At 71.8% G+C, this 21,663-nt stretch carries 21 protein-coding genes and 1 tRNA gene; 7 read left to right on the forward strand and 15 right to left on the reverse strand.

What is annotated here, in order from left to right; all coding sequences use genetic code 11:
• Positions 1 to 70: 70 nt before the first annotated feature.
• The 3 genes from ACWDBE_RS05805 to ACWDBE_RS05815 form a co-directional block, all read right to left on the reverse strand.
• On the reverse strand, positions 71 to 610 hold the full coding sequence (locus ACWDBE_RS05805; RefSeq protein WP_449807349.1) for a hypothetical protein: 540 nt from the start codon (positions 608 to 610) through the stop codon (positions 71 to 73).
• 417 nt (positions 611 to 1,027) lie between these two features.
• Positions 1,028 to 1,276: a hypothetical protein gene (locus ACWDBE_RS05810; RefSeq protein WP_449807350.1), complete on the reverse strand. Its 249-nt coding sequence runs from the start codon at positions 1,274 to 1,276 to the stop codon at positions 1,028 to 1,030.
• Positions 1,277 to 1,311: 35 nt separating this feature from the next.
• A complete protein-coding gene (locus ACWDBE_RS05815; RefSeq protein ID WP_449807351.1) occupies positions 1,312 to 2,664 on the reverse strand; it encodes a transcriptional regulator in 1,353 nt (450 codons plus the stop codon).
• A gap of 132 nt (positions 2,665 to 2,796) precedes the next feature.
• On the opposite strand from ACWDBE_RS05815, the gene ACWDBE_RS05820 reads away from it, so the two are divergent.
• Together ACWDBE_RS05820 and ACWDBE_RS05825 are read left to right on the forward strand one after the other, a co-directional pair.
• Positions 2,797 to 3,372 carry a hypothetical protein gene (locus tag ACWDBE_RS05820; protein WP_449807352.1) on the forward strand — a complete coding sequence of 192 codons (576 nt, stop codon included), beginning with the start codon at positions 2,797 to 2,799 and terminating at the stop codon, positions 3,370 to 3,372.
• Positions 3,372 to 3,536 carry a hypothetical protein gene (locus tag ACWDBE_RS05825; RefSeq protein WP_449807353.1) on the forward strand — a complete coding sequence of 55 codons (165 nt, stop codon included), beginning with the start codon at positions 3,372 to 3,374 and terminating at the stop codon, positions 3,534 to 3,536. Before ACWDBE_RS05820 ends, ACWDBE_RS05825 begins: the two co-directional genes overlap by 1 nt.
• Positions 3,537 to 3,759: 223 nt before the next feature.
• On the opposite strand, the gene ACWDBE_RS05830 is transcribed toward ACWDBE_RS05825, so the two are convergent.
• Positions 3,760 to 4,005 carry a helix-turn-helix domain-containing protein gene (locus tag ACWDBE_RS05830; RefSeq protein WP_449807354.1) on the reverse strand — a complete coding sequence of 82 codons (246 nt, stop codon included), beginning with the start codon at positions 4,003 to 4,005 and terminating at the stop codon, positions 3,760 to 3,762.
• 74 nt (positions 4,006 to 4,079) lie between these two features.
• Here ACWDBE_RS05830 and ACWDBE_RS05835 point away from each other — a divergent pair, with 74 nt between their 5' ends.
• A complete protein-coding gene (locus tag ACWDBE_RS05835) occupies positions 4,080 to 4,373 on the forward strand; it encodes a hypothetical protein (protein WP_449807355.1) in 294 nt (97 codons plus the stop codon).
• Here the strand turns inward: ACWDBE_RS05835 and ACWDBE_RS05840 are convergent.
• Positions 4,354 to 5,349 carry a LuxR C-terminal-related transcriptional regulator gene (locus ACWDBE_RS05840; RefSeq protein ID WP_449807356.1) on the reverse strand — a complete coding sequence of 332 codons (996 nt, stop codon included), beginning with the start codon at positions 5,347 to 5,349 and terminating at the stop codon, positions 4,354 to 4,356. The genes ACWDBE_RS05835 and ACWDBE_RS05840 overlap by 20 nt on opposite strands.
• Positions 5,350 to 6,141: 792 nt before the next feature.
• A tRNA-Val gene (locus ACWDBE_RS05845) sits at positions 6,142 to 6,213 on the reverse strand.
• A 197-nt stretch (positions 6,214 to 6,410) separates the two neighbouring features.
• Here ACWDBE_RS05845 and ACWDBE_RS05850 point away from each other — a divergent pair.
• Positions 6,411 to 7,781 carry a hypothetical protein gene (locus ACWDBE_RS05850; RefSeq protein ID WP_449789173.1) on the forward strand — a complete coding sequence of 457 codons (1,371 nt, stop codon included), beginning with the start codon at positions 6,411 to 6,413 and terminating at the stop codon, positions 7,779 to 7,781.
• A gap of 74 nt (positions 7,782 to 7,855) precedes the next feature.
• On the forward strand, positions 7,856 to 8,077 hold the full coding sequence (locus tag ACWDBE_RS05855; protein ID WP_449807357.1) for an FmdB family zinc ribbon protein: 222 nt from the start codon (positions 7,856 to 7,858) through the stop codon (positions 8,075 to 8,077).
• A gap of 22 nt (positions 8,078 to 8,099) precedes the next feature.
• On the opposite strand, the gene ACWDBE_RS05860 is transcribed toward ACWDBE_RS05855, so the two are convergent.
• From ACWDBE_RS05860 to ACWDBE_RS05870, 3 genes are all read right to left on the reverse strand, one after another.
• Entirely contained in the window at positions 8,100 to 8,933 is an 834-nt protein-coding gene (locus tag ACWDBE_RS05860) for an HAD family hydrolase (protein WP_449789171.1), read from the reverse strand.
• On the reverse strand, positions 8,933 to 11,671 hold the full coding sequence (locus ACWDBE_RS05865) for a phosphoribosyltransferase (RefSeq protein ID WP_449807358.1): 2,739 nt from the start codon (positions 11,669 to 11,671) through the stop codon (positions 8,933 to 8,935). Before ACWDBE_RS05865 ends, ACWDBE_RS05860 begins: the two co-directional genes overlap by 1 nt.
• Positions 11,672 to 11,920: 249 nt before the next feature.
• Positions 11,921 to 13,129 (reverse strand): HpcH/HpaI aldolase/citrate lyase family protein, encoded by a 1,209-nt coding sequence (locus tag ACWDBE_RS05870; RefSeq protein WP_449807359.1) that lies wholly within the window; start codon positions 13,127 to 13,129, stop codon positions 11,921 to 11,923.
• 367 nt (positions 13,130 to 13,496) lie between these two features.
• On the opposite strand from ACWDBE_RS05870, the gene ACWDBE_RS05875 reads away from it, so the two are divergent.
• Positions 13,497 to 14,666 (forward strand): TerD family protein, encoded by a 1,170-nt coding sequence (locus ACWDBE_RS05875; RefSeq protein ID WP_449807360.1) that lies wholly within the window; start codon positions 13,497 to 13,499, stop codon positions 14,664 to 14,666.
• 129 nt (positions 14,667 to 14,795) lie between these two features.
• Here the strand turns inward: ACWDBE_RS05875 and ACWDBE_RS05880 are convergent, their stop codons facing one another.
• Positions 14,796 to 15,536: a Tellurium resistance gene (locus tag ACWDBE_RS05880; RefSeq protein WP_449789167.1), complete on the reverse strand. Its 741-nt coding sequence runs from the start codon at positions 15,534 to 15,536 to the stop codon at positions 14,796 to 14,798.
• Between the two features lie 340 nt (positions 15,537 to 15,876).
• On the opposite strand from ACWDBE_RS05880, the gene ACWDBE_RS05885 reads away from it, so the two are divergent.
• Positions 15,877 to 17,043, forward strand: coding sequence for a DUF2637 domain-containing protein (locus tag ACWDBE_RS05885; RefSeq protein ID WP_449789166.1), 1,167 nt, complete (start codon positions 15,877 to 15,879; stop codon positions 17,041 to 17,043).
• 102 nt (positions 17,044 to 17,145) lie between these two features.
• Here ACWDBE_RS05885 and ACWDBE_RS05890 read toward each other — a convergent pair whose 3' ends face one another.
• The 5 genes from ACWDBE_RS05890 to ACWDBE_RS05910 all read right to left on the reverse strand — a co-directional run bounded on the left by ACWDBE_RS05890 (position 17,146) and on the right by ACWDBE_RS05910 (position 21,162).
• The gene (locus ACWDBE_RS05890) at positions 17,146 to 18,243 is read right to left on the reverse strand and encodes a DUF475 domain-containing protein (protein ID WP_449789165.1); all 1,098 of its coding nucleotides are present in this window, start codon (positions 18,241 to 18,243) and stop codon (positions 17,146 to 17,148) included.
• Between the two features lie 146 nt (positions 18,244 to 18,389).
• Positions 18,390 to 18,968 carry a TerD family protein gene (locus ACWDBE_RS05895; RefSeq protein ID WP_403059902.1) on the reverse strand — a complete coding sequence of 193 codons (579 nt, stop codon included), beginning with the start codon at positions 18,966 to 18,968 and terminating at the stop codon, positions 18,390 to 18,392.
• Positions 18,969 to 19,195: 227 nt separating this feature from the next.
• Positions 19,196 to 19,771: a TerD family protein gene (locus ACWDBE_RS05900; RefSeq protein ID WP_392869701.1), complete on the reverse strand. Its 576-nt coding sequence runs from the start codon at positions 19,769 to 19,771 to the stop codon at positions 19,196 to 19,198.
• 222 nt (positions 19,772 to 19,993) lie between these two features.
• Positions 19,994 to 20,452 (reverse strand): peroxiredoxin, encoded by a 459-nt coding sequence (locus tag ACWDBE_RS05905; RefSeq protein WP_449789164.1) that lies wholly within the window; start codon positions 20,450 to 20,452, stop codon positions 19,994 to 19,996.
• A 272-nt stretch (positions 20,453 to 20,724) separates the two neighbouring features.
• The gene (locus ACWDBE_RS05910; protein ID WP_402409620.1) at positions 20,725 to 21,162 is read right to left on the reverse strand and encodes a DUF3052 domain-containing protein; all 438 of its coding nucleotides are present in this window, start codon (positions 21,160 to 21,162) and stop codon (positions 20,725 to 20,727) included.
• Positions 21,163 to 21,663: the final 501 nt, after the last annotated feature.

Raw genomic sequence — 21,663 nt, forward strand, 5'->3', positions numbered from 1 at the left:
TTAACTGAAACGGAAATGCCCTGCCCTCCCGGAGGAGGGCAGGGGCTTGTCGGCAGGTAGGACTCGCTGGTCAGGCGCCGATGGCCGCCTTGTAGCTGTCAGCCTGCGCCGGCGTCAGCAGCTTGGAGACGCGGACGAGCACGCTGCCCTGGACGAAGTCGTACTCCATCGCCGCGGGCATCGACTTCACGATCCCCTGGATGTAGTTGGCGCGCCGCTCGGCGTCGGCCGCGCTGGCGAAGACCTCTACTGCTCCGCCACGGGCCACCGAGTGGGCGTCCTCGCCCTGGACGTCGGCCTCTTTAACCCGCGAGTCCGTGAACGTGGTCTTCGAGGTGTACTGGCCGGGACGACCGAGGAGGTGGTTTGGGTCGGTTTCGGCGGTTACCGTCACGCCGACCTTGGCCGTTTTCACGGTGGCGGTGAGCTTCGCAAGGACGGCAGAGGCGTCGGCTGCGCTGGACTGTGCTGGCTGGGTGGCTCCGCCCGTCTGGGCTGCGGCCGTGAGGGTCGGGGTTGGGGCGGCTGGCCTGTCCGTGGTGCTGCTGGAGCAGGCGGCGGTGGCGGTGAGGAGGCCGGCGGTGAGGAGGGCGAGGGTGGTGCGGCGCATGGTCCCCCCTGGGACGTGGTGGTTGTGGCGAGGGGACCGTACCGGCTCGGCCACTTCGCGCGGGTGCGCTTGGCCGACCTGTGACCAACTGCGCTCGCGGGCAGCACAACGCCCCCGCTCTCCTTCGGGAGGGCGGGGGCTTCGTCGTGTTCAGGGCGTGTTGGCGCCGGTCGGCCAGACCGTGATCGACTCCAGCGGCACCGGCCAGTCCTCCGGCGGCACCCGCGGAAGCCCACGGACTTCCCGGACGGACTCGTCTGCCCCGCACGCGCCGCAGATAGTGATCCGCTGCAAGGGGGCGGCACGGGAAAGCGCCCCGACATCGCCGTCGAACTGGGCCAGGGGTCCATCGCAGCGCGGGCAGGCGGGCGTTTCGGCAGAAGTCATACCCTGGACAACGACGTTCAACGTGGGTGGTTACTGGGTGCCGTCGAGGGCCTTCTTCGCGGCATCCAGGCTGGCCTGCCAGAAGCCCTGGTGCTGACCAGCCTGGCGCCGTTCCTCCCAGAACGGGTGGGCGTGGAGAGCCGTGGCGGCGGCCAGGTAGGTCTCGCGCGCCGCGTCGACGTCCCCGCCCTCGAGCCGCGCCGTGGTCATCGCCCGCTCCGCTGCCAGTGCGGCGGTGTGGAGGGGCAGCAGGTCAGCGGGGATCTCAACGTCGGCCATGTCGCCATCGTACGACTGGCATCGGACGACGCCGGTCAGGCGGCGGTCAGGGCGCGCGCTCGCTCGGTGAAGTCGGCGACCAGGCGGTGCTTCCCGAACGGCTCCATGCGCTTCTGCAAGTCGGCCACAGCCTCGACGGCACGGGAGGACTTGACCTTTCCCGCGAGGGAGAGCGTTCGCAGGCCGGCGGCGTGGGCCTGCTCAAGGTCGCGGCGCTGGAGATGGGTGGACGCGAGCGCGGCCTGGGACAGGGCGCCGCGGCGGGCCCGGTTCTGCTGGCGCGCGTGGTCGATGGACCGCTTGGCGTGCTCGGCCGCTCCGGCGTGGTCGCCGATGTCCCGCAGGGTCATGGCGTGCTCGCCGTGCAGGTAGGCCGGGTCAATGAAGAGCGCCCACTCCTGCTCGGAGTCGGGGTGGATATGTTCGGCGGCGGCCTCGGACTGGGTGACGGCGTGGGTGGCGCCAGCCTTGTCGCCCATGGCGGCGAGCGCCCGGCCTTCGAGCGCCCACAGGTCGGCGAGGGCGGCGGCGGAGGCGCCGCGGAGGCCGTGCCGGCCGGATTGGGCGAGCCGCAGGCCTTCCTCGGGGTGTCCGAGGAGAGTGGCCTGGTCGGCCATGCCCGCCAGGACATGTGCCCCGAGTGGGACGTTCGCGGACTCCTGGGCGAGACGGAGGGACTGGATGAGGTAGCGCTGAGCTGTGCCGTGCTCGCCGTTGTCGTAGGCCATCCACCCGAGGAGGTAGGTCTGCTCGGCCGCGGCTTCACACAGGGCCCGGCGGACGTCGTCGTCCTGCGGCCGGCGGAGGAGCGGGTAGACGTGGATGTTCATGTAGGCAGCGAGGATCAGCCTGCCCGAGCCGCCACCCTGAAAGATGTCGATCTTCTGGAACTCGCCGAACATGTTCTTGACCGCGGAGACGTCCTCGAGGCGGACGCGGGGGCCGGGTTCGGACTGCTGGTCGAGGGTGGCGAGGAGCCAGTCCCGGCTCGGGCCGGTGGCGGCTACGGCGGCGAACGGTGCGGCGGCCAAGAACTTCCTGCGGTCCACGTCTGCTCTCCCCAGGTCAGAGACGGTTTCCACCGTAACCTCGTAGCTGCGGGAGTAAAGGAGCGAGCGATCCTCGGCGGGACTCTCCCCGAGCCCGAGTTCGTACGATGTGACCCGATATCCGAGGGCATCCGAGATGACGTCGGCGATGATCCCCGGGAGCGGGCGGCGGGGCTGGTTGCCCTGGCGCCAGCGCCGTACGGCAGTTGCGTCGGGTGCGATCTGCTGATGTCCGGCGTGCTGAGCTGCGGATTTGACGCGCCGGGCCAGTTCGGCGTTGCTCAGGCCTGCGCGGTCCAGCCACTCGGCGAGCTGGGTGTTCGGCGTCTTCGTCGTCATGTCCTCGTCCTACCCTCGTCTGCCACCCGCGCAGAAGTGCCACCCTGTGCCACCCCCCAGGCGCTTACGGTCGGGTGATCACGAGTCGACTCTTGGTGGTGATGGTAGACCCACACCTTGAGGAGGGGGACCGTGGTGACGGCCACCGAACGCCCACCGTTGTCGTTAGCGGCCTGGACGTGGATCGACTCGACGCCCGACGGGCTGGTCAGCTTCATGCTGATCACCCCGGCGCGCGCCGACGCCCCGGGGCTTCGACCCATCGCCGTGCGTGCTGGCCTGGCCACGCCGGACCTGCCACTGCCGTCGCCCGGCATCCGCCTTGTCCTCACCGGTCCGGACGCACTCGTGCTCCTGCCGCAAATGGAGGGCGCCCTTCGGGTCGGCGCTGACGAGGGGTGGGCCGACTTCGCGCGCCGCGGCGGCACCATTGTCGTCCTCATGGGGCAGCGCTACCTCGGCCCGACCGCCCGCCGGATCGAGGTGGAGGAGTACCTGCAGCAGGTCGTGCTGGCACGCCAACTCTGGCTCGGCAAGACGACGCTAGCGGGCAACTACACCGACCAGCAGCGCCGAGGCGAGGCCTGCGTCGTGTGCAGCCGGAGTGAGCCGCCGCTGGCGCCAGCTGGCCACGCGTACACCGCAACGTCCGGCGCCCCGCTCGGCTGGGCCGTCGTCGCGCACCCCACCTGCACCAAGGAGGCCTGATGTACGACTACGACAACGATGATGCCGAAGGCCGGCGCTTCAGCCCGCGGAGTGACGCGTGGCAGGTGGCCGTCGCTGACCTGAAGGAGATGTACGCCCGCACACGGACGAAACACCTGGCCGCCCAGCAGGACGACTCGGTGGAGCCGGAGGCGGAGCGGTGAGCGGTTCTCGCCTCGACCCCGTGTCCGCCCTGTTCCCTCGGCGTGCTCTGCAGCCACCTCACGCCGGCTGTTCCGTGTGTGCCGCTCTGGTCGCAGACCACGCCAAGGCTGAGCGAAGGTTCGACCGCTCAGCCGCGGTCGACGTTCGTGTCCGGATGCGCCGGCACCAGGCCGACGCGCACCGGTGACTGGCAGACGCCGTCCGCCACGGCCCGCAGGCTGGCTACCCGTAGAAGAGCCTCCACGTCTCGACGCCGAGCGCGCGGGCCATGGCGATGATGTCGTCGAGGCCGGGTGGCGTGCGACCGATCTCGTAGTTGCTGATCGACTGCCGGTCGCGGCCGATTATCTGGCCAAGGCGCTCCTGACTGATCCCCTGCTGGCGACGCAGGAACCGGATCCGGTCGCCGACCTCGCGACGTTCCCGCAGCTGGCGGGCGTCTGGTTGTCGCTGGGGCGGGGTCGGCACCCCTTGACGCTCGCCCGATCAAGATCCAAAGTCTGCATACCAAAGTCCCCACTTGTTCGATTTTGCGTTCGCCTATGATTGGTACATGCAACCGGGGGGACCTGAACCGGGAGCACACGCTGAGCACCGCCTATACCCTCACCATCGAGGGGCGCCGCACCGAGCACACCGACCTGCAATCGGCTATCACCGAGCTGTGCAGGAACTTGCGCATAATGGCACTCGACCCGGCCCAACGCGACGCCTACCTCTGGTTTCTCGAGGACGGTAATCGAGTCCGGGACTTCATCCTGGCGGACGGGGAGTACCGCCTGACCGTCGTCGCGGACCGGCGCGAGTACGTCGCTGTCATCCGCCCGCTGGAGTGATCCCCGCGTAGTGCGCCTCGTGCCGGCCGTACCAGTAGGTCAACTGCGGCAACGACTCAACCCCTACCGCCTCACGGAGGGGGTCGAGGTGCGTCGAGACCGTACGACGGCTGACACCGAGAGCCCGGCCAATGACCTCGAGGCCCTCGCCGCGGACTAGGCCCTCAAGGATCGCCTTTTGCATGGGCGTGATCTCGATAAATCCGCCACCGCGCCACGGCATCGCGCTACCCCAGAGCAGGTCCATCATCGCGGCCAGCCACCGCACCACGGCTTCGTCGGAGATGAGGAGGGCGCGCTCGTTCGGCGGAGGCCCCTGTCCTTCCCAGGGGGTCAGGACAGCCGTCACTGCCACCTTCCGATCGATGATGACGGTCCGCGGGAACCTCTGGGTCACCGTCCTGACCTCAGCATGGTGCAGCGAGACAGTCTCGGCCCAGCGCGCCGTGGGCTCGTCACTCCTAGCCGAGTAGTGGTAGATCGTCCTCATCTTCACGCCGCGGGCCAGCACCTCGAGATCCCGCTGGTAGCTCAGGGCGATCTGAGCTGCAGGGCGGGGGCCATTCGGTTGCGCCGTGAACAGTTCCTTCTTACACGCGGCCAGCAGCGGCGTGAGCCGGTCCTGAATGACGTCCAGCCCTGCAAGGTACTCAATGGCGCCCCCAGTGGCCGGCTGAGCCAGCTGGTAGGCGCCAACCAGGTCACTCATCTCCTGGGCCACAGAGGCAGCCTGGGACAAGTAGCGACTGCCAAGGTTCTGCAGGTGGGTCTGCCAGTGCAGCGCCGAGGTTGCAGCGTTGAGGGCGATGTAGTGGCCAGGTCTGTGCGGGTCCGGTGCCGCCAGCCGTAGGGCCAGAAGTTCATCGAGCGGGTTGCCCGGCTGGGGCGCCGCTTGGCCACCGAGAAGTGCACGGTAGAGCTCCTTGGCTTCCCAAGTGAGAAGGTTTTGACCGGAGCTGACGTCCGATGTGTCCACTTTCACCCCCGCGTGAGACTTCCACTGTGGGAAGTTTATCTGCTTACCGGTCAGGGACGCTTGAACTGGCAACTACCCCTGGAACACTGGTCGTGCGCGAGCTACGCGCATTTCCCCGAGCACTGAAAGGGGTGTTCCATGCCCTCTCGCCGAATCGGCCGCCGCGCTGCTGCGGTCCTGGCAGGAGCCGCTCTCATCGCTGGCGCGGTTCTGGTCGGAGGTTCCGCATCGGGCGGCGCGCGGCCGGCCATCGCGGACTCCAGTTGGGGTGGCATCATCGCCCCCGACCCGACGCCCACCCCGACCGTGTCGGCATCGGCCATGACCGTCAACGACTCTTCGTGGGGCGGCTGAGGCGCATCACCCTAGGCCCGGCCGGCGGCTGCTCTCCGCCCGGCCGGGCCCCTGAACACCCCCTCGGAGTGCCCGATGGTGACGGGCGCTACAAGGGGGGAACCGTGAGGTCAAGGGAATCCTACTGACCTCACGGTCGCCGGGTAACCGCCAGATGGCGGGGACGGCGGCGGCCGGGGCAGGCAGACGACCCCCCTCCTCCCCGGCACGAAAGCGCCCCCGCGCTACTTCGGTAGCTTGGGGGCGCTTCCATGTTCAGGGGTGTCTGACCTGCGGGTTCTCCATGATCGTTTGGGGGGAATTTAGGAGGAGTCGCCGTGTATCGAGACTGTAGCGAGACTGTCTGAGACTGTGTCGAGATTGCAGCAACGACTGCGGCCCAGGTCGGGATCATGCTCCTGACCTGGGCCGCAGTGTGCGTTTCAGCTGTTCAAGGCGTGGGCGCGGACGGTTTCGAACCGCCGACATCTGCTTTGTAAGAGCAGCGCTCTACCACTGAGCTACGCGCCCCCCGTCGTGGCCCGACGGGCGCACGACGAGTGCCTAGGGTACCTGGTCCCGGGGGGTGGTGGGGGACGGGTGTCTGGTGGGGCAGCGGGTGAGGGGGCGGGGCGCGGTGGGGTGCACGGGGTGGGAGGGGGTGACGGGCCGGTGGGGGGATCGGGGAGAATGGGGCCGGATCAGCGGTTCGGAGCAGGGAGCGCGCAGTGACGGTGGCCGGCGGGAGCGGGCGGGGGCGGCGTCGGGCGGGGAGTGCGCTGGCCGACGCACTGGTGTTGCCGGTGGTGCTGGCGGGTGCGCTGGGGGCGGTCGGGCTGGCCTCGGCCGGGAGCACCGGCTGGTGGGGCCGGCGCGGCGGCGGTGAGGGCGGACGGGCGCAGGCCCGGGAGGCCCGGGCGGCTGCCCAGGAGGCGTTCTACGAGCTGGAGGAGACCCAGCGCGAGGTGCAGCTCGCGGTGGAGACGGTCCGCGCGGCCGAGGAGGGCCGGACGGCGCAGCACGCGCTGGCCGATCTGGCGGCGATCTCCGGCCGGGTCGAGCAGGTCACCGTGAACTACCTCGCCGCGCTCGACGCCCACAACCTGGACAGCGAGACCCTGGACGCGGGCACGGCCGCGCAGGCCAAGCGCCTCCTGGAGGACGTGAAGGGCCAGCTCGGCTCGGCCCGGGCGGAGCTGAACGACTTCCTGCGCCGCCTGCAGCCGACCATCCAGCACGCCGAGCAGCAGCTGATGCGGGTCACCCCGGCGGTCGAGCAGGCCAAGCGCGCGCTGCTCGCGGCCACCACCGCGCTGGACGAGGCGCGCGGCGCCGGCCTGCGGGCGGACGACCTGGCGGCCCGGCTGGCCGAGCTGGCGCCCGAGCTCGGCCGGCTGAACGAGGGCCCGGCCCGGCACGGGGTCGCGGACACCCTTCGGCGCGCGGACGACGTGAAGCAGCGCGCCGAGGCGATCGCCGCCGACGCCGGGCAGCTGCCGGAGCGGGCGCGGGAGATCGACCGGCGGGTGGCGAGCCTGCGCACCCGGATCCAGGCACTGGAGACCAAGGCCGAGACGGTCGAGCCCGCCCTGAGCGAGCTGCGCCGCCGGTTCAGCACCGCCTGCTGGCAGGACCTCCAGCGGGTCTCGGAGCAGGTCGCGGAGACCGGGCGCGCCGCCGAGCGCAAGCTCGCCGAGGCCGCCCGGGCCCGGGACGAGCAGCGCTGGGCGGACGCCACTGCCGCGATCGGGACGGTCCGCGCGCTGCTGGAGACCGCCGACGGCTCGGTGTCCGCGGTGAACGACCGGCTGCGGCAGCTGAACGAGGTGCAGCACGACCCCAACCGGGAGATCGAGCGCGCCCGCTTCGCGATCCGGGACGCCCAGCGGCTGGCGATGGCCGGGCGCAGCGCGCCGGACCCGCGGCACGCCGCCCCGCTGGACGAGGCGGTGGCCCGGCTGGACCGCGCGGTGGCCGCGCTGGAGGCGGCCGGCCGGCACCCCGACTACTGGCACTTCCTGACCGAGCTCGCGGCGGTGCGGGACACGGCGGCCCGGGTGATCGAACTGATCCGCGGGGACCTCGGCGGCCACCGGTGACGCGCGGCCGGGCGTCTGTCACCAACCACCTCGACCGGGCGACCGGCGGGCGCCCCGCTGGGTACGCTGCCGGTATGCCTCGCTACGACTTCCGCTGCCGCTCCTGCGGCGCCACCTTCGAGCTCCGCCGTCCGATGGCCCAGGCCAACGACCCCGCCGTCTGCCCCCAGGGCCACGAGGACACCGTGAAGCTGCTGTCCACCGTCGCCGTCACCGGCGCGGCCGGTTCCCAGCCGGCCCCCGCCGCCGGGGGCGGGGGCGGCGGGGGTTGCTGCGGCGGCGGCTGCTGCGGCTGACCCGGAAGCCGTTCCGAGCCGGTCAGACCCCGACCGGCAGCGCCGACGCCCCCGCCAGGAACCGCCGGACGATCTCCTCCCCCGCCGTCACCCCCACCTCCGTCAGGGCGGTGACGCCGGGGGCCGTCCAGCCGCTGTCCGCGAGCTCGCCGTGCCCGGGGCGCCAGCCGGCGTCCGCCGCGAGCAACAGGTCCGCGTCGAGCAGCGAGTCCCCGGCCGCCAGCACGGTGTCCGCGCCGGTGCGCCGGACGACCTCGGCCAGCGCGGCGCTCTTGGTGAGCGGCGCGGGCACCGCGTACACCTTGCGGCCCTGCAGGGAGACCGTCCAGCCGCGTTCGGCGCACCAGCCGGTCAGCTCCGCCAGCCAGCCCTCCGGCAGCGCGGCGCGCTCGACCACCAGGTAGGCGAACAGCTCGTCGGCGACCTGCCGCTTGTGCGTCCACTCCGGGTCGGCGCACAGGGCGAGCCGCCGCACGACCTCCTCCAGCGGGGCCGATCCGGCGGCGATCCGCGCGGTGATCTCGGCCCGCCAGTCGCCGTCCGGGACGCCGTCCACCAGCAGTTGCCCGCCGTTGGCGCAGATCGCGTACGCGGGGACCCAGTCCGCCGTCGGCCCCGGCAGGTTGACCCGCCCGTACTGCTCCGGCGTCCGGGTGGTGGCCGGGACGAAGCAGACCTCGCGGGCGAGTTCGGTGAGCAGTCCGGCGGCGCGCTCGGTCATGAAGGACAACGGCCTCCCCTGGTACACCTCGACGCAGAGCAGCCGCGGCGCCGACCGGTCGGGGGCCGCCAGGGCCATGGCCCGCTCGGAGTAGATCAGCGTCCGGTCGAGGTCGCTGGCCACCAGAACACCCATCAGGAATCCCTCCCCGGGACCGAAATCGAAACCGGATCCGAAAGCGAGCCCGAGCCCGACCCCGAACCGGAAAACGCGCCTGGAACCGCGCCCGAACCCGCACCGGGAACCGCCCCCGGAACCGACGCCACGGCGTGCCCGTCGCCCCCGGTCGCCCCGCGGCTGTAGCGGGGGTGGATCAGGCCGACGCAGGTGTACGGCAGGCCGTCCACCTCCTCGACCTCCACGCCGCGCTGGGCGGCGAGCAGCCGGACGTGGTCGAGGTCCGCACCTGCGCCGCGCCGGGCGAGGATCCGCCAGGGGACGCGGCGCAGCAGGACCCGGGTGGTCTCACCGACGCCGGGCTTGACCAGGTTGACGTTGCCGATGCCGTACTCGGCGCTGATCCGCTCGACCGCGGCCCAGCCGGCCCAGTCGGGTGCCCGGTGCGGGTCGTCAGCGAGCCGGTCGGCGCCCGCGACGGCCGCGGCGCGGACCTCGCCGAAGCGGGCGGCCACCGCGTCCAGGAAGGCCGCCGAGACGTCGCTCCCGGCCAGTTCGGCGTAGTGCTTGGCGCCGTGGAAGTCGTCCGGCCCGATCAGCCCGGCCCGCAGCACCGTGCGCGAAACCAGCCCGGAGACGGTGGAGTTGAGGCAGGCGGACGGAATCAGGAAGTCGTCCCGGGTACCGTACGTCCGCACGCAGCGGCCCGGATCGGCGAGCACCGCGAGGTCCGGGTCGAAGCCGGTGCCGGCCAGTGTGCCGGCGAGTTCACGGGTGATCGCGCCCTTGCCGGTCCAGCCGTCCACGAACACCACGTCCTCCGCGCGGTGGTGGTTGGCCAGGTAGCGCAGCGCGACCGGGTCCATGCCACGGCCGCGCACGATCGAGACCGTGTAGTGCGGCACGGACAGGCCGTGCGCGAAGGCCAGCCAGCGGCGGACCAGGATGCCGACGGGCGTGCCGGCCCGGGCCAGCGAGGCGAGCACCAGCCCCGGGCCGCGCTCGCGCAGCAGCGTCTCGGCGACGGTGCCGACGGCGAGCGCGATCCGGCCGGCGGAGTCGCGCAGCGCCTGGTGGAACAGCTCCTGGTACTCGGGGCTGGGCTGGTACTCGACCGGCAACGACTCGGCGTAGTGCGCGCCGCCGTTCTGGACGGCCTCCTCGCGCTCCTCGGTGGGCGCCTCGAGCGCGACCCCGGAGAGGTCCTTGAGCAGCCAGGCCACCTCCTCGGCCGGGTACGAGGAGAACGCCGGCCCGTACAGGGGCGCGGGCAGCGACGCGGCCACGGACTGCGAGGCGGGCGCGGGCAGCGACGCGGCCACGGACGGCGCCTCGGCCACCGACCGCGCCGCGGACGGCGAGGCGCCCGCGGACGCCGAGGCGGCCACGGCCACCGGCCGGTGCGAGGGCAGCACGGCGAGCACCACCTGGTCGGTCACCCGCCGCAGCTGCCCGAGCAGCGCCCGCTCACCCACGTGCAGCGCCGGGGTGTCGGCCACGTCGTCGACCACCAGCACCACGGCGTCGAAGCGCCTCGCCGGGTCGCTGCCGGGGGCGACGTTGTACGCGTAGCGCTCGGGCGAGCCGCCGTCCTGCGGGTCGTCGTGGGCGGGGAAGGCGAGCCGGGTGCGGATGGCGTAGCCGGGGTCGTCCACCGCCAGGACGGGCGAGCGGGTGGTGGTGGAGAACCGGACGCGGTCGCCGCCGAGCCGCTCGGCGAGGGCGTCGGCCAGGCGCAGCGGCGCGTACATCAGCTCCTCGAAGCCGAGCACCAGTACCCGCTGCGCCCCGGCGGGCACGGCCTCGGCCAACTGACCGGCCAGCCGGGGCAGTTCGGCGTCCAGCCGGGCACGGTCGCGGGCGGTGAAGCCGTGCCGGCCGCCGTCCGGGAGGCCGGCGGGCCAGTCCAGCTCGACCCGGGCCAGCGGCGCGACGCCTGCCGCCTCCGGGTGCCCGGCCGCCGTGCGCCCGGCCCCTGGACCCGCAACCCCCGGACCCGCAACCCCCGGATCCCCCGGATCCCCCGGATCCCCCGCCGCCTCCCCCGCCGCCTCGGCGATCAGCCGCTCGGCCCGGCTCGGCAGGTCCTCGGGCAGCTCGACGCCGCCGCTCGCGGTGGCCACCAGGTCCAGCCGGACGCCGAGTTCGGCGGCGGTCAGGTCGAGCCGCCGCCGGTCGGCCGCGGAGCGCAGGTCCACCAGGGCGACCACCACGTAGTGCCCGCGCGGGTGGCGGGCGTGGAGGGCACGGATGGTATTGAGCACCGTCTGCCCGGTCGAGAACTCGTCATCCACCAGCACCAGCGGCCCGTCCCCGGCGAGGAGCCCGGGGTCGGCCGGGAGCAGCAGGTGCGAGGTGGCGTGGGAGTGCTCCTCCTCGAAGCCGCCGACCGGGGCCACGCCGGGCACCGGGCGGCGGGTGGAGTGCAGGTAGGGGGCGTCCAGGCCGTCGGCGACGCTGTGGCCGAGGCCGGTGGCGGTCTCCGCGTAGCCGAGCACGACGGCCTGCCCGGCCGCCCGCGCGCCGAGCAGTTCGCGGACCCGGCGGCCGAGTTCGAGTCCGGTGCCGTGGACCACCGAGGGCCGCTGCGGCACGTGCTTGCCGAGCACGGTGGAGACCAGCAGGTGGGAGCGCTTGGGGTTCCCCGAGCGGAGGGCCAGACCGACGAGTTCGGGGAGGTGCTCGGAGCCGGTCAGCGCGATCCCGGCCCGGTCGGCGACCCAACGGCCGGTCCACGTCTGCGGTGTTGCTGTCACTACTGGTCCTGCCTTCGGTGGTGCGATGGTGCGTTGGTCATATCCGCGCTCACGGATCCGTCCTATCCACCCCGGGGGAACCGGAGGGAACGGCTCGGGCTCGGCCACGGAAACAGTCGGCCCCCGGGTACCGGCCACCCGGGAGCGAGAGCCGTACGGGAGCCAGCCGTACGGGAGCCAGCCGTACGGGCATCAGCCGTACAGGGGTCAGCCATACGGGAGTCGGCCGCTCCGGAACCGGCCGCACGGTCAGCCGCACAGGCAAGCCGACAGCAGTTCCGCGAAGCTCACGTCCTCCCGGGCCACCCCGAACACCTCCGCCCGCAGCAGCACCCGCTCCGCCCAGGCCCGGTGCGGCCGGGCCTCGTTCATCTTGTTGGTGTACGCCGAGCGCAGTACCCCGCCGCCGTCCTGCTCCTGCCGGAGGATGTCGCGGGCGTCGCAGTACTCCTCGTGCGTGACCACGGAGAGGGCGTGCACGGCCGGAACGTGGCTGGGGTGGATGCAGGTCTTGCCGAGCAGGCCGTTGGCCCGGTCGAGTTCGACCTCCCGGATCAGCCCGTCCAGGTCGTGTTCGATGATCCGCCGGCGGACCTCCTCGCCGGAGGCCCGGAGCGCCCCGGAGGCGGCGGAGAGCGAGGCCCCGGCGAACGGGGTCCGGCGCAGCTGCGGCTTGAACATCCGCTCCTGCACCGGGAAGTACTCCCAGACCGGCCCGGTGACGGTGTACCCGGTGCCGTCCGCCCGGCCGAGCACGTTGACCACGTCCCCGATCACCGCCGCGACCAGTGCCACGTCGTACGCGGTGAGGTCGGGCGAGCGCCGCAGGCCGTACGCGGAGCAGAGGTCGGTGACGCCGAGCCGGACGGCGAGCACCCGGTCGCGGTGGCCGGCGAGCAGTTCGGCGATGCCGAAGAGCTGCTCCCGCCTGGTCTCCAGGTGGGCGAGTTCGGGCGACTCCAGGACGGGCATGGCGAACAGCCGCCGCCCGGTCGCGGCCTCGGCGGCGGCCAGCGCCGCCAGGTACTCACCGCCGTTCGCCGGGGTGAACTTCGGCAGCACGAAGCCGCTGAGCAGTTCGACGGCCGGTCCGAGGCGTTCGGCCAGGTCGAGGATCTGGGTGGCGGCACGGACCCTGATGAAGAGCAAGGGGTGGCTCTGTGTACAGTCGGTGAAATCCTTGACCAGGTCATTCAGTTGCTCGACCAGGTTCCGCTCGCCCGCGTCCACCTCGTGGTCGGCGATCGCGTCCTCCAGGCAGAGCACCATCGACACCACGCCCCGACCAGCGAGTTTGCGGATGTCCGCGGCCAGCGCGGGCCTGGTGGCCGGGCTGTAGAGGGTGCCGCCGAGGGCGGTGGCGAGCACCGTCGGCCCGCTCCGCGTGCTGAACGGGCGCGGCTGCTCCAGGAAGAGCCGGCCGCGTACGTCCTCGGCGAGGTGGCCGAAATGGCGCAAGGTGCTCTCCTCCAGGAAGTGGACCGGCCTGCGGCCCGTTGCCGACGACACCCTGGTCAACCGGCCGACCGGGTGCCATGGTTCCCGGGCACGCCTCCGCCGGACGCCCCTGTGCCGACCCCCCGGGGACCTTTCGACCGCCCATCGTACGGACGGGATCCGGCCGGTCCCGGTTCCCCGGCACTGAACTCCCGGAACATCCCGGTCCACTTGGGCGATCATGGATGATCACGGTTGTGGCGGCCATGAACCTCGGAATCGACGGCGGCAAACCTCGGAAAGCGCAAGTCTTGGCAAAGCCCGACGCGGCACGGACTGCTCCGGTCACGTTGTCCGAAGGGGTGGCGAACAGGCAGGATGGTCGGCTATGACGCACGTGATGGCCAAGGGCGCCAACATCGCACTGCCGGCGGCGGCGGTCCGCGCCGTGCTGCGCTGGAGCGCCACGCCCGGTGCGCCGGACGTGGACGCGTCCGCGCTGCTGCTCGGCGCCACCGGCAAGGTCCGCTCGGACGCCGACTTCGTCTTCTACAACCAGCCCCGCCACCCCTCCGGCCTGGTCCGCCACCTGCCCAAGCAGCAGACCTCCGGCGGCGCCGAGATCATCGACACGGTCGAGGTCGAACTGGGCAAGCTGCCCGCCGGGGTGGAGCGCGTGGTGCTGGCCGGCTCCTCCGAGGGCGGGCCGTTCCGTGCGGTGCCGGGGCTGCGCCTGCTGCTCTTCGACGCCACGGCCGGCGAGGGCGCGCCCGCACTCGCCGAGTTCGAGATCGACGACGCCGAGAACGTCACCGCCCTGGTCGCGGGCGAGCTGTACCGCCGCTCCGGCGCCTGGAAGTTCCGGGCGATCGGCCAGGGCTACACCTCCGGGCTGATCGGCCTCGCCACCGACTTCGGCATCACCGTGGACGACGAGGCGGAGGCCGACCAGGCCCAGGCCCAGGCGCCCGGGTCCACCACCACCGCGGCCGGCACGCTCGACCCGCGCAGCACCCCGATGCCGGACCCGCGCTCGACCACCCCCGAGCCGGGCACCTTCACCCTGGCCCCGGCCGTCCCGCAGGCACCGCCCGCCCAAGCTCCGGCCACCGTACCGGCCGCTGGCCCCGCGCCCGCACCGGCGACCCCGCCGCCGCCCGCGGCCCCGCCGACCATGCCCCCGCCGCCCACCGCGCCCCCGGCCCACCAGCCCGGCCAGCCCGGCCAGCCCGGCCAGCCCGGCAACGGTTACGGCTACCCCCAGCCCGGCACCGGCTACGGCTACCCCCACCAGCAGCAGCCCGCCGGCGGCTACGGCTACCCGCAGCCCGGCGGTTACGGCTACCCCCAACCGAACCAGCCCGTCCAGCCGAACCAGCCCGCCCCCCAGCACCAGCCCGTCCCGCAGCAGCAGGGCCCCGCCGGCTACGGCTACCCGCAGCCCGGCACCGGCCAGCAGCCGCCCGTCCCGCCGCAGCCGCCGGCGGCCCAGCCCCCGGCACCCACCGGCGAGGAGTTCGCGCTGCCCCCGCAGGGCCCGCAGTTCCAGCCCCGCTGACGCCCCCGGCGGGGCCGCCCGCCGAACCCGGCCCCGCCGACGACCCCGGCCCCGCCCGCCACAGGACCACCGATCGCCATCGGTCGCCCAACCGCACTCAACGGCTCAGTCACTCAGCCGCTCAACCGCTCAGTCGCTCTTGTACCCGCGCTGCCACTGCATCCCGAACCCGTACAGCCGGTCGATGTCCGCCTGGAACCCGTTGACGTACCGCACCTCGCGGCGCACCCTCAGCTGGTTGTCCCCCGCGTTCTCGATCAGCACCACCGCGCAGGAACGCGCCGCCCGGGCCCGCTCGTCCAGCTTGATCTCGATCCGCGGCCCGGTCTGCGGCACGATCGTGACCACCGCGTTCGACTGCTCGAAGGCCGGCGTGCCGTCGTAGATGTAGACGAAGATCAGCAGCCGCTTGAACTTGTCCTTCTTCTCCAGGTTGACGTACATCGTCTCGCCGGACGGCGCCCCGTACTGGTCGTCGCCGCTGAGCTTGATGTACGGCGCGTTCTGGAGGTCGCCGAAGAGCCCGCCGAGCGGCTGCACCACGCCCGTGCTCCCGTCGGAGAGCTCGTACATGCAGGCCAGGTCGAGGTCGACGTTGGTCGGCTCGGCGTTCTGCGGCGAGTCCGGATCCTGCGGCCGCAGGATCCGCGGGCTGAAGAACCGCCTGACGGACTCCCGCGGGCTCGTCCGGGCGGCGCCCCCGGAGCTCATCGTCCAGTGCAGGTTGACGTAGAGGTAGCCGGTGGTGGCGGCCGACCCGGTGATCGCGTGCTGCGGGGCCGACTTGGTGAGTATGACCTTGTGCTGACCACCGGGGTTGTCGAAGGTGTAGCTCTTGTCCCCGCGCAGGTACTCCCAGATCGAGACCATGCAGTCCTCTCCCCCTGCTCCCGTCAGGCGTTCTGACGGCCCGCCGACCAATGATCGGGCATCGGCCCGGCCGTCGGATACCCCGTTCACCCCCTCCCCTACCCAACCGGGCCCGACCGGCGGGTCGATTGGCCCGCAGAAGCCGCCCTCCCGTAACATGCCGCCCCTTCGGACGCGATATCGTCTAGCCGCACAGGTGTCCCGTCCGCCCCTGCGCGGGCGTGGCGGGCATGCCGTGCGGCGACGAACGAACCGTCAGGCAGTGCCCGCACGGCGGGTCCTGACCGCCTGTGTCGCACTGTGATCCTGTCCCCTGCGGAAACCCGAGGCCCGACCCGCAATGAACCTGACCTCCATACAGCTGGTCTGGACCGTCGTCGGCGGCGCAGCCCTGCTGTTCGTCGCCGTCCTGGTGGCGACGCTGCGCTTCAAGAACTCGAAGAAGGACGAGTCCGGCGACTCCTGGGAGCGCAGCGAGGAGCGCCGCCGTCGCAAGGAGATGATCTACGGCATCTCCTCGTACACGCTGCTCTTCTGCTGTGCCGGTGTCGCCGCCGCGCTGTCCTTCCACGGCCTGGTCGGCTTCGGCAAGGAGAACCTGGGTCTGTCCGGCGGCTGGGAGTACCTCGTCCCGTTCGGCCTGGACGGCGCCGCGATGTTCTGCTCGGTGCTCGCCGTCCGCGAGGCCAGCCACGGTGACGCCGCGCTCGGCTCCCGCCTGCTGGTCTGGGTGTTCGCGATCGCCTCGGCCTGGTTCAACTGGGTGCACGCCCCGCGCGGCGTGTCGCACGACGGTGCCCCGCAGTTCTTCTCCGGCATGTCGATCTCGGCGGCGATCCTGTTCGACCGGGCGCTGAAGCAGACCCGCAAGGCCGCGCTGCGCGAGCAGGGCCTGGTGCCGCGCCCGCTGCCGCAGATCCGCATCGTCCGCTGGCTGCGCGCCCCGCGCGAGACCTACGCGGCCTGGTCGCTGATGCTGCTGGAGAACGTCCGCAGCCTGGACGAGGCGGTCGACGAGGTGCGCGAGGAGCGCCAGGCGAAGCTGGACGCCAAGGCCCGCGCCCGTACCGCCGACCGCCGTGAGCGGGCCGAGCTGAAGGCCATCTCCCGCCAGACCGGCATGCTCGCCCGGGCCCGCGGCGGCCGCCAGGTTCCCGCCCTCACGGCTGCCGGAGACGGCCCGAGCGCTACGGAGCCTGCCCTAGCCGCGGGAACCGACGCCACCACCTCGACCTCGGCCTCCTCGTACTCGGCCTCGAAGCAGTCCACCGACCCGCTCGAGCCGGCCACCCTGGACTCCGGCCGACGGCCGCGCGCCGCCGTCGGCTCCTCGTACACGTCCTCCTCGTACGCGTCCTCCTCCTACACGTCCTCCTCGGTCTCGGGCACCGGGTCGTCCCGCAGCGGCTCGACCGTCGACCTGACGGCCGACGACGACACCCTGTCGATGCCGAAGCTGGACTCGCTGGAGCGCAAGCTGCGCGCGATCGAGCAGCAGCTCGGCTGACGGGCCCCGCACCCCCCAGGAACGACCGGGGACACACGACGAACGGCCGCCCCCGGGAAACCCCGGAGGCGGCCGTTTCGCGTGCCGGTCGTCGGACGGCGGTTACTTGTTGCCGCTGCCGACCAGTTCCGGTTCCTCGTCCGCGCCCTCGCGCCGGTTGCGCAGGATCGACGAGCCGAGTGCCAGCCCGATGAAGGCGACGCCGATCAGGCCGGTGACGATCTCCGGGATGTGGTACTTGATCCCGACCAGCAGGATCGCCGCCAGCGCACCGATCGCGTAGTGCGCGCCGTGCTCCAGGTAGACGTAGTCGTCCAGGGTGCCCTTGCGGACCAGGAAGACGGTCAGCGAGCGGATGTACATCGCGCCGATGCCGAGGCCCAGGGTGATCTGGAAGATGTCGCTGGAGATGGCGAACGCGCCGACCACGCCGTCGAAGGAGAACGAGGCGTCCAGGACCTCCAGGTAGAGGAAGAGGAAGAACGCCGCCTTGCCGCCGACCTGGACGATCGACTTGCCGGCCTTCTCCGCCGCCTCCTCGCGCTCCTCCTCGGCCTCCAGGCCCGACTCGAAGATCGAGGAGAGGCCGTTGACGGCGAGGTAGGTGACCAGGCCGAGGACGCCGGCGAGCAGGACGGTCTCCGCGTGCTCCTCGGCGAAGAAGTTGGAGGCCAGCAGCAGGGCGACCAGGGCGACGACGCTGGAGAAGGCCTCCAGCTTGCCGACCTTCTCCAGCGGCCGCTCGATCCAGGCCAGCCAGTTGTAGTCCTTCTCCTCGAAGATGAAGTCGAGGAAGATCATCAGCAGGAAGACGCCACCGAAGGCCGCGATGGCCGGGTTGGCCGCCTCCAGGTACTGGGCGTAGGTGAGGCCCTCGTGGGTCTTGTCGGAGTGCAGCGCGAGGTCGATGACCGTCGCGGGGCTGAGCTTCGCGGTGAGGCCGACGACCAGCAGCGGGAAGACCAGGCGCATGCCGAAGACCGCGATGAGGACACCGACGGTCAGGAAGATCTTCTGCCAGTACGGGTTCATCCGCTTCAACACCGTGGCGTTGACCACCGCGTTGTCGAACGACAGGGAGATCTCCAGGATGGAGAGGATCAGCACGATGCCGAAGCCTTGGGCTCCCCAGAGCAGTCCGGCCGCGACCAGGCCGATGGCGGTGATCGCGAACGACCAGCCGAATGTGCGGAGGAACACGGGAGTTGGCTACCTTTCGGGTTCTGGCCGTGCCGGGGGCGGCCTCGTCCCGAGACGCCCTGACCGGGCCGGGCCCGGTCAGGTCACCCCCGCACTGCCCTTTGTTCTCATGATCGGGTCGGGTGAGATAAGTCCGATTTTCGCCCTTACTGTACGTTCACGCCGAAGTCGAGCGCGATGCCGCGCAGGCCGGAGGCGTACCCCTGGCCCACCGCGCGGAACTTCCACTCGCCCGCGTAGCGGTACAGCTCGCCGAAGATCATCGCAGTCTCGCTGGACGCGTCCTCGGACAGGTCGTAGCGGGCGATCTCCTGGCCGTCGACCGAGTTGACGACCCGGATGTAGGCGTTGCGCACCTGACCGAAGTTCTGGAGCCGCGCCTCGGCCTCGTAGATCGAGACCGCGAAGATCACCTTGTCGGCCTGGGCCGGGACGAGGTCCAGGTTGACCAGGACCACCTCGTCGTCACCCGTGTCGTCGCCGCCGGTGAGGTTGTCGCCCTGGTGCTCCACCGAGCCCTCGGGGCTCTTGAGGTTGTTGTAGAAGACGAAGTACTCGTCGCCGAGCACCCGCCCGCCACCACAGATCAGGGCGCTCGCGTCGAGGTCGAACGGGGCGCCCGTGGTCGAACGGGCGGACCAGCCGAGGCCGATCTGAACCTGCGTCAGGTTCGGCGCGGCCTTGGTGAGCGAGACGTTGCCACCCTTGGCGAGCGTGACCACCATGACGTTCTTCCTCCCTTGCTTCTCCCGGGGCGCCTTCCAGGTGTAATCCCCCGCGGCCCCGGCCGACCGGCTCCGGTCGGCTGAACTTCCTGAACTCCCATCCTCGCAGCGCGACGGACCACCGCGGCACCGGGGCGGACGGAACCGGGGCGGCCCCGGACCGCGGAGGTCCGGGGCCGCCCCGGCGGAACGGCGCGGGACCCGCGCCGCAGGGTGTGCCCGAAGGCTCAGACGTTGACCCCGAAGTCCTGCGCGATGCCGCGCAGGCCGGAGGCGTAGCCCTGGCCGATGGCACGGAACTTCCACTCGCTGCCGTTGCGGTACAGCTCGCCGAAGACCATCGCGGTCTCGGTGGAGGCGTCCTCGGAGAGGTCGTAGCGGGCCAGCTCCGAGTTGTCGGCCTGGTTCACCACGCGGATGAACGCGTTGCGCACCTGGCCGAAGTTCTGGCCGCGGGTCTCGGCGTCGTAGATCGAGACCGGGAAGACGATCTTCTCCACGTCCACCGGCACGCCGGCCAGGTTGACCTTGATCGCCTCGTCGTCGCCCTCCCCCTCGCCGGTCAGGTTGTCACCGGTGTGCTCGACCGAGCCGTCCGGGCTCTTCAGGTTGTTGAAGAACACGAAGTTGCCGTCCGAGGCGACCTTGCCCTGGGCGTTGCACAGCAGGGCGCTGGCGTCCAGGTCGAAGTCCGCACCGGTGGTGGTCCTGACGTCCCAGCCCAGGCCGACGACCACGGCCGTGAGGCCCGGTGCCTCCTTGGTGAGCGAGACGTTGCCGCCCTTGCTGAGGCTGACTCCCACTAGTCCTCCAAGAATCGGGAGGCACGTCCAGTGGTGCCCCCGGTGGTGCGGTCCGGGGCGTCGGGAGGCTCATCGGCTCCCGCACCCCACCCCGCCAACGGCCCGAGCGTAGTACGGGGTTCCCGTCCGCACCCCTGATCAGGCCGGACACGGCCCGACGACACCCGGCCGGCGGGTGCCGCGGGAGCGAGCGCGGCGCCGTCGGGGCGCTGGGCGGGGGCCTCAGAGCGCCGCGAGGACCTTCAGGTACTCCTGCTCGTCCCGGGCGTCCGGGAGGCCGTTGACGACGCTCCAGCGCACCGTGCCCTCGGTGTCGATCACGAAGGTGCCGCGCAGCGGGCAGCCCCGCTCCTCGTCGAGGACGCCGTACGCGCGGGTGACCTCGCCGTGCGGCCAGAAGTCGGCCAGGAGCGGGAACTCCAGCCCCTCCCGGTCGGCGAAGACCCGCTGGGAGAACTGCGAGTCGCAGGAGACGCCGAGCACCTGCACGGTGTCGTTCTGCAGGCCCGCCAGCTCCCGCTGGATCGCGCCCAGCTCGCCGGTGCAGACGCCGGTGAAGGCGAACGGGTAGAAGACCAGGACGACGTTCTTGCGGCCGCGGAAGTCGGAGAGCCGGACGGTCTCCCCGTGCTGGTTGTTGAGCTGGAAGTCCGGAGCCGGGGTGTCGACCTCGATGGCCATGGACGGGACCTTTCTGACGCGACCGCGCCGCGCGGCGGGCGCGGCAGGCCACATCCTCGCATTCGTTTACGGCGGTTCGACCGAACGGATGAGGCGGCCGGTCGCGGCCCCGGTCCGTTCGCCGTGCGCGAACGGGGCGGCGGGGCCGTCCGGGTGCGTCGGGGAGGCGGCGCCAGGGAACGCCACCCCAGGGGGTGCGGCGCCGGGGAATGCGCCGGGCCCCGCCGGAGGGGTTCCTCCGGCGGGGCCCGGCGCGGGGCTTCAGAGCCCGCTCAGCGCTTGCCGCCCTTCGCCGTGGACTTGGTGGCGAGCCGGGTGGCCGCCCAGTCCTTGACGATGTTGATCGAGCTGGTCTGGGAGAGGCCCGCGGTCTTGGCCGCGTCGTTGATCTCGGAGGCCTCGATGTGGCCGTCCCGCCCGGTCTTGGGCGTCATCAGCCAGATCAGGCCGCCCTCAGCGAGGTACTCCAGCGCGTCGACGAGGGCGTCGGTGAGGTCCCCGTCGTCGTCGCGGTGCCACAGCAGGACGGCGTCGGCGACGTCGTCGTAGTCCTCGTCGACGAGATCCGTACCGGTGAGCTCCTCGATGCCCTCGCGGAGGTCCTGGTCAGTGTCTTCGTCGTACCCCAGCTCCTGGATGATCTGGCCTTCTTCGAAGCCGAGACGGGTCGCCGGGTTGGACTTGTCCGCGGGGTCCGCGGTCGCGCTCACGGGAATAACCTCCAGTATTCGGCTCGGCATCCATGCCGAGGCTGTGGCCGTAGTCCACACGGGCGCGGCGGTTCGCGCAAGTACCCGACCCCCGATCCCCTCCAAAGGTTGACGTGTCGCAGCGGGACACGCCGCGCGGCGTGGCGGGAATCACACCGATTTGCCCTTTTCTGCATGGGCCGAGGATGCTTCGGGTGGTCCTGGCCCACAGGCCGTACGCACGACCGAGATGCGAACGGCATTCGGGTCCGCGCGTGCGCGGGCGTAGAGTCTCCTGTTGGCCCTCACCCCGGCCGCCCGCCATCGGGCGGACGGGACACCAGGTCGGACCACCTCTTTTCGTAACACCCGGGGGTGTGCGGAGCGGACGAAGACGCCCGCACCGCGCACCACCAGACCGGACCGCCCACCGGGCGGAACGGTTACCGATCGGTAGAGATGACGGATCTCCGAGCGCGGTAGCACGATGGAGGCGGCGCGACACACCTCAGTTTCGACCGA

The organism is Kitasatospora sp. NPDC001132 (genome assembly GCF_053598415.1).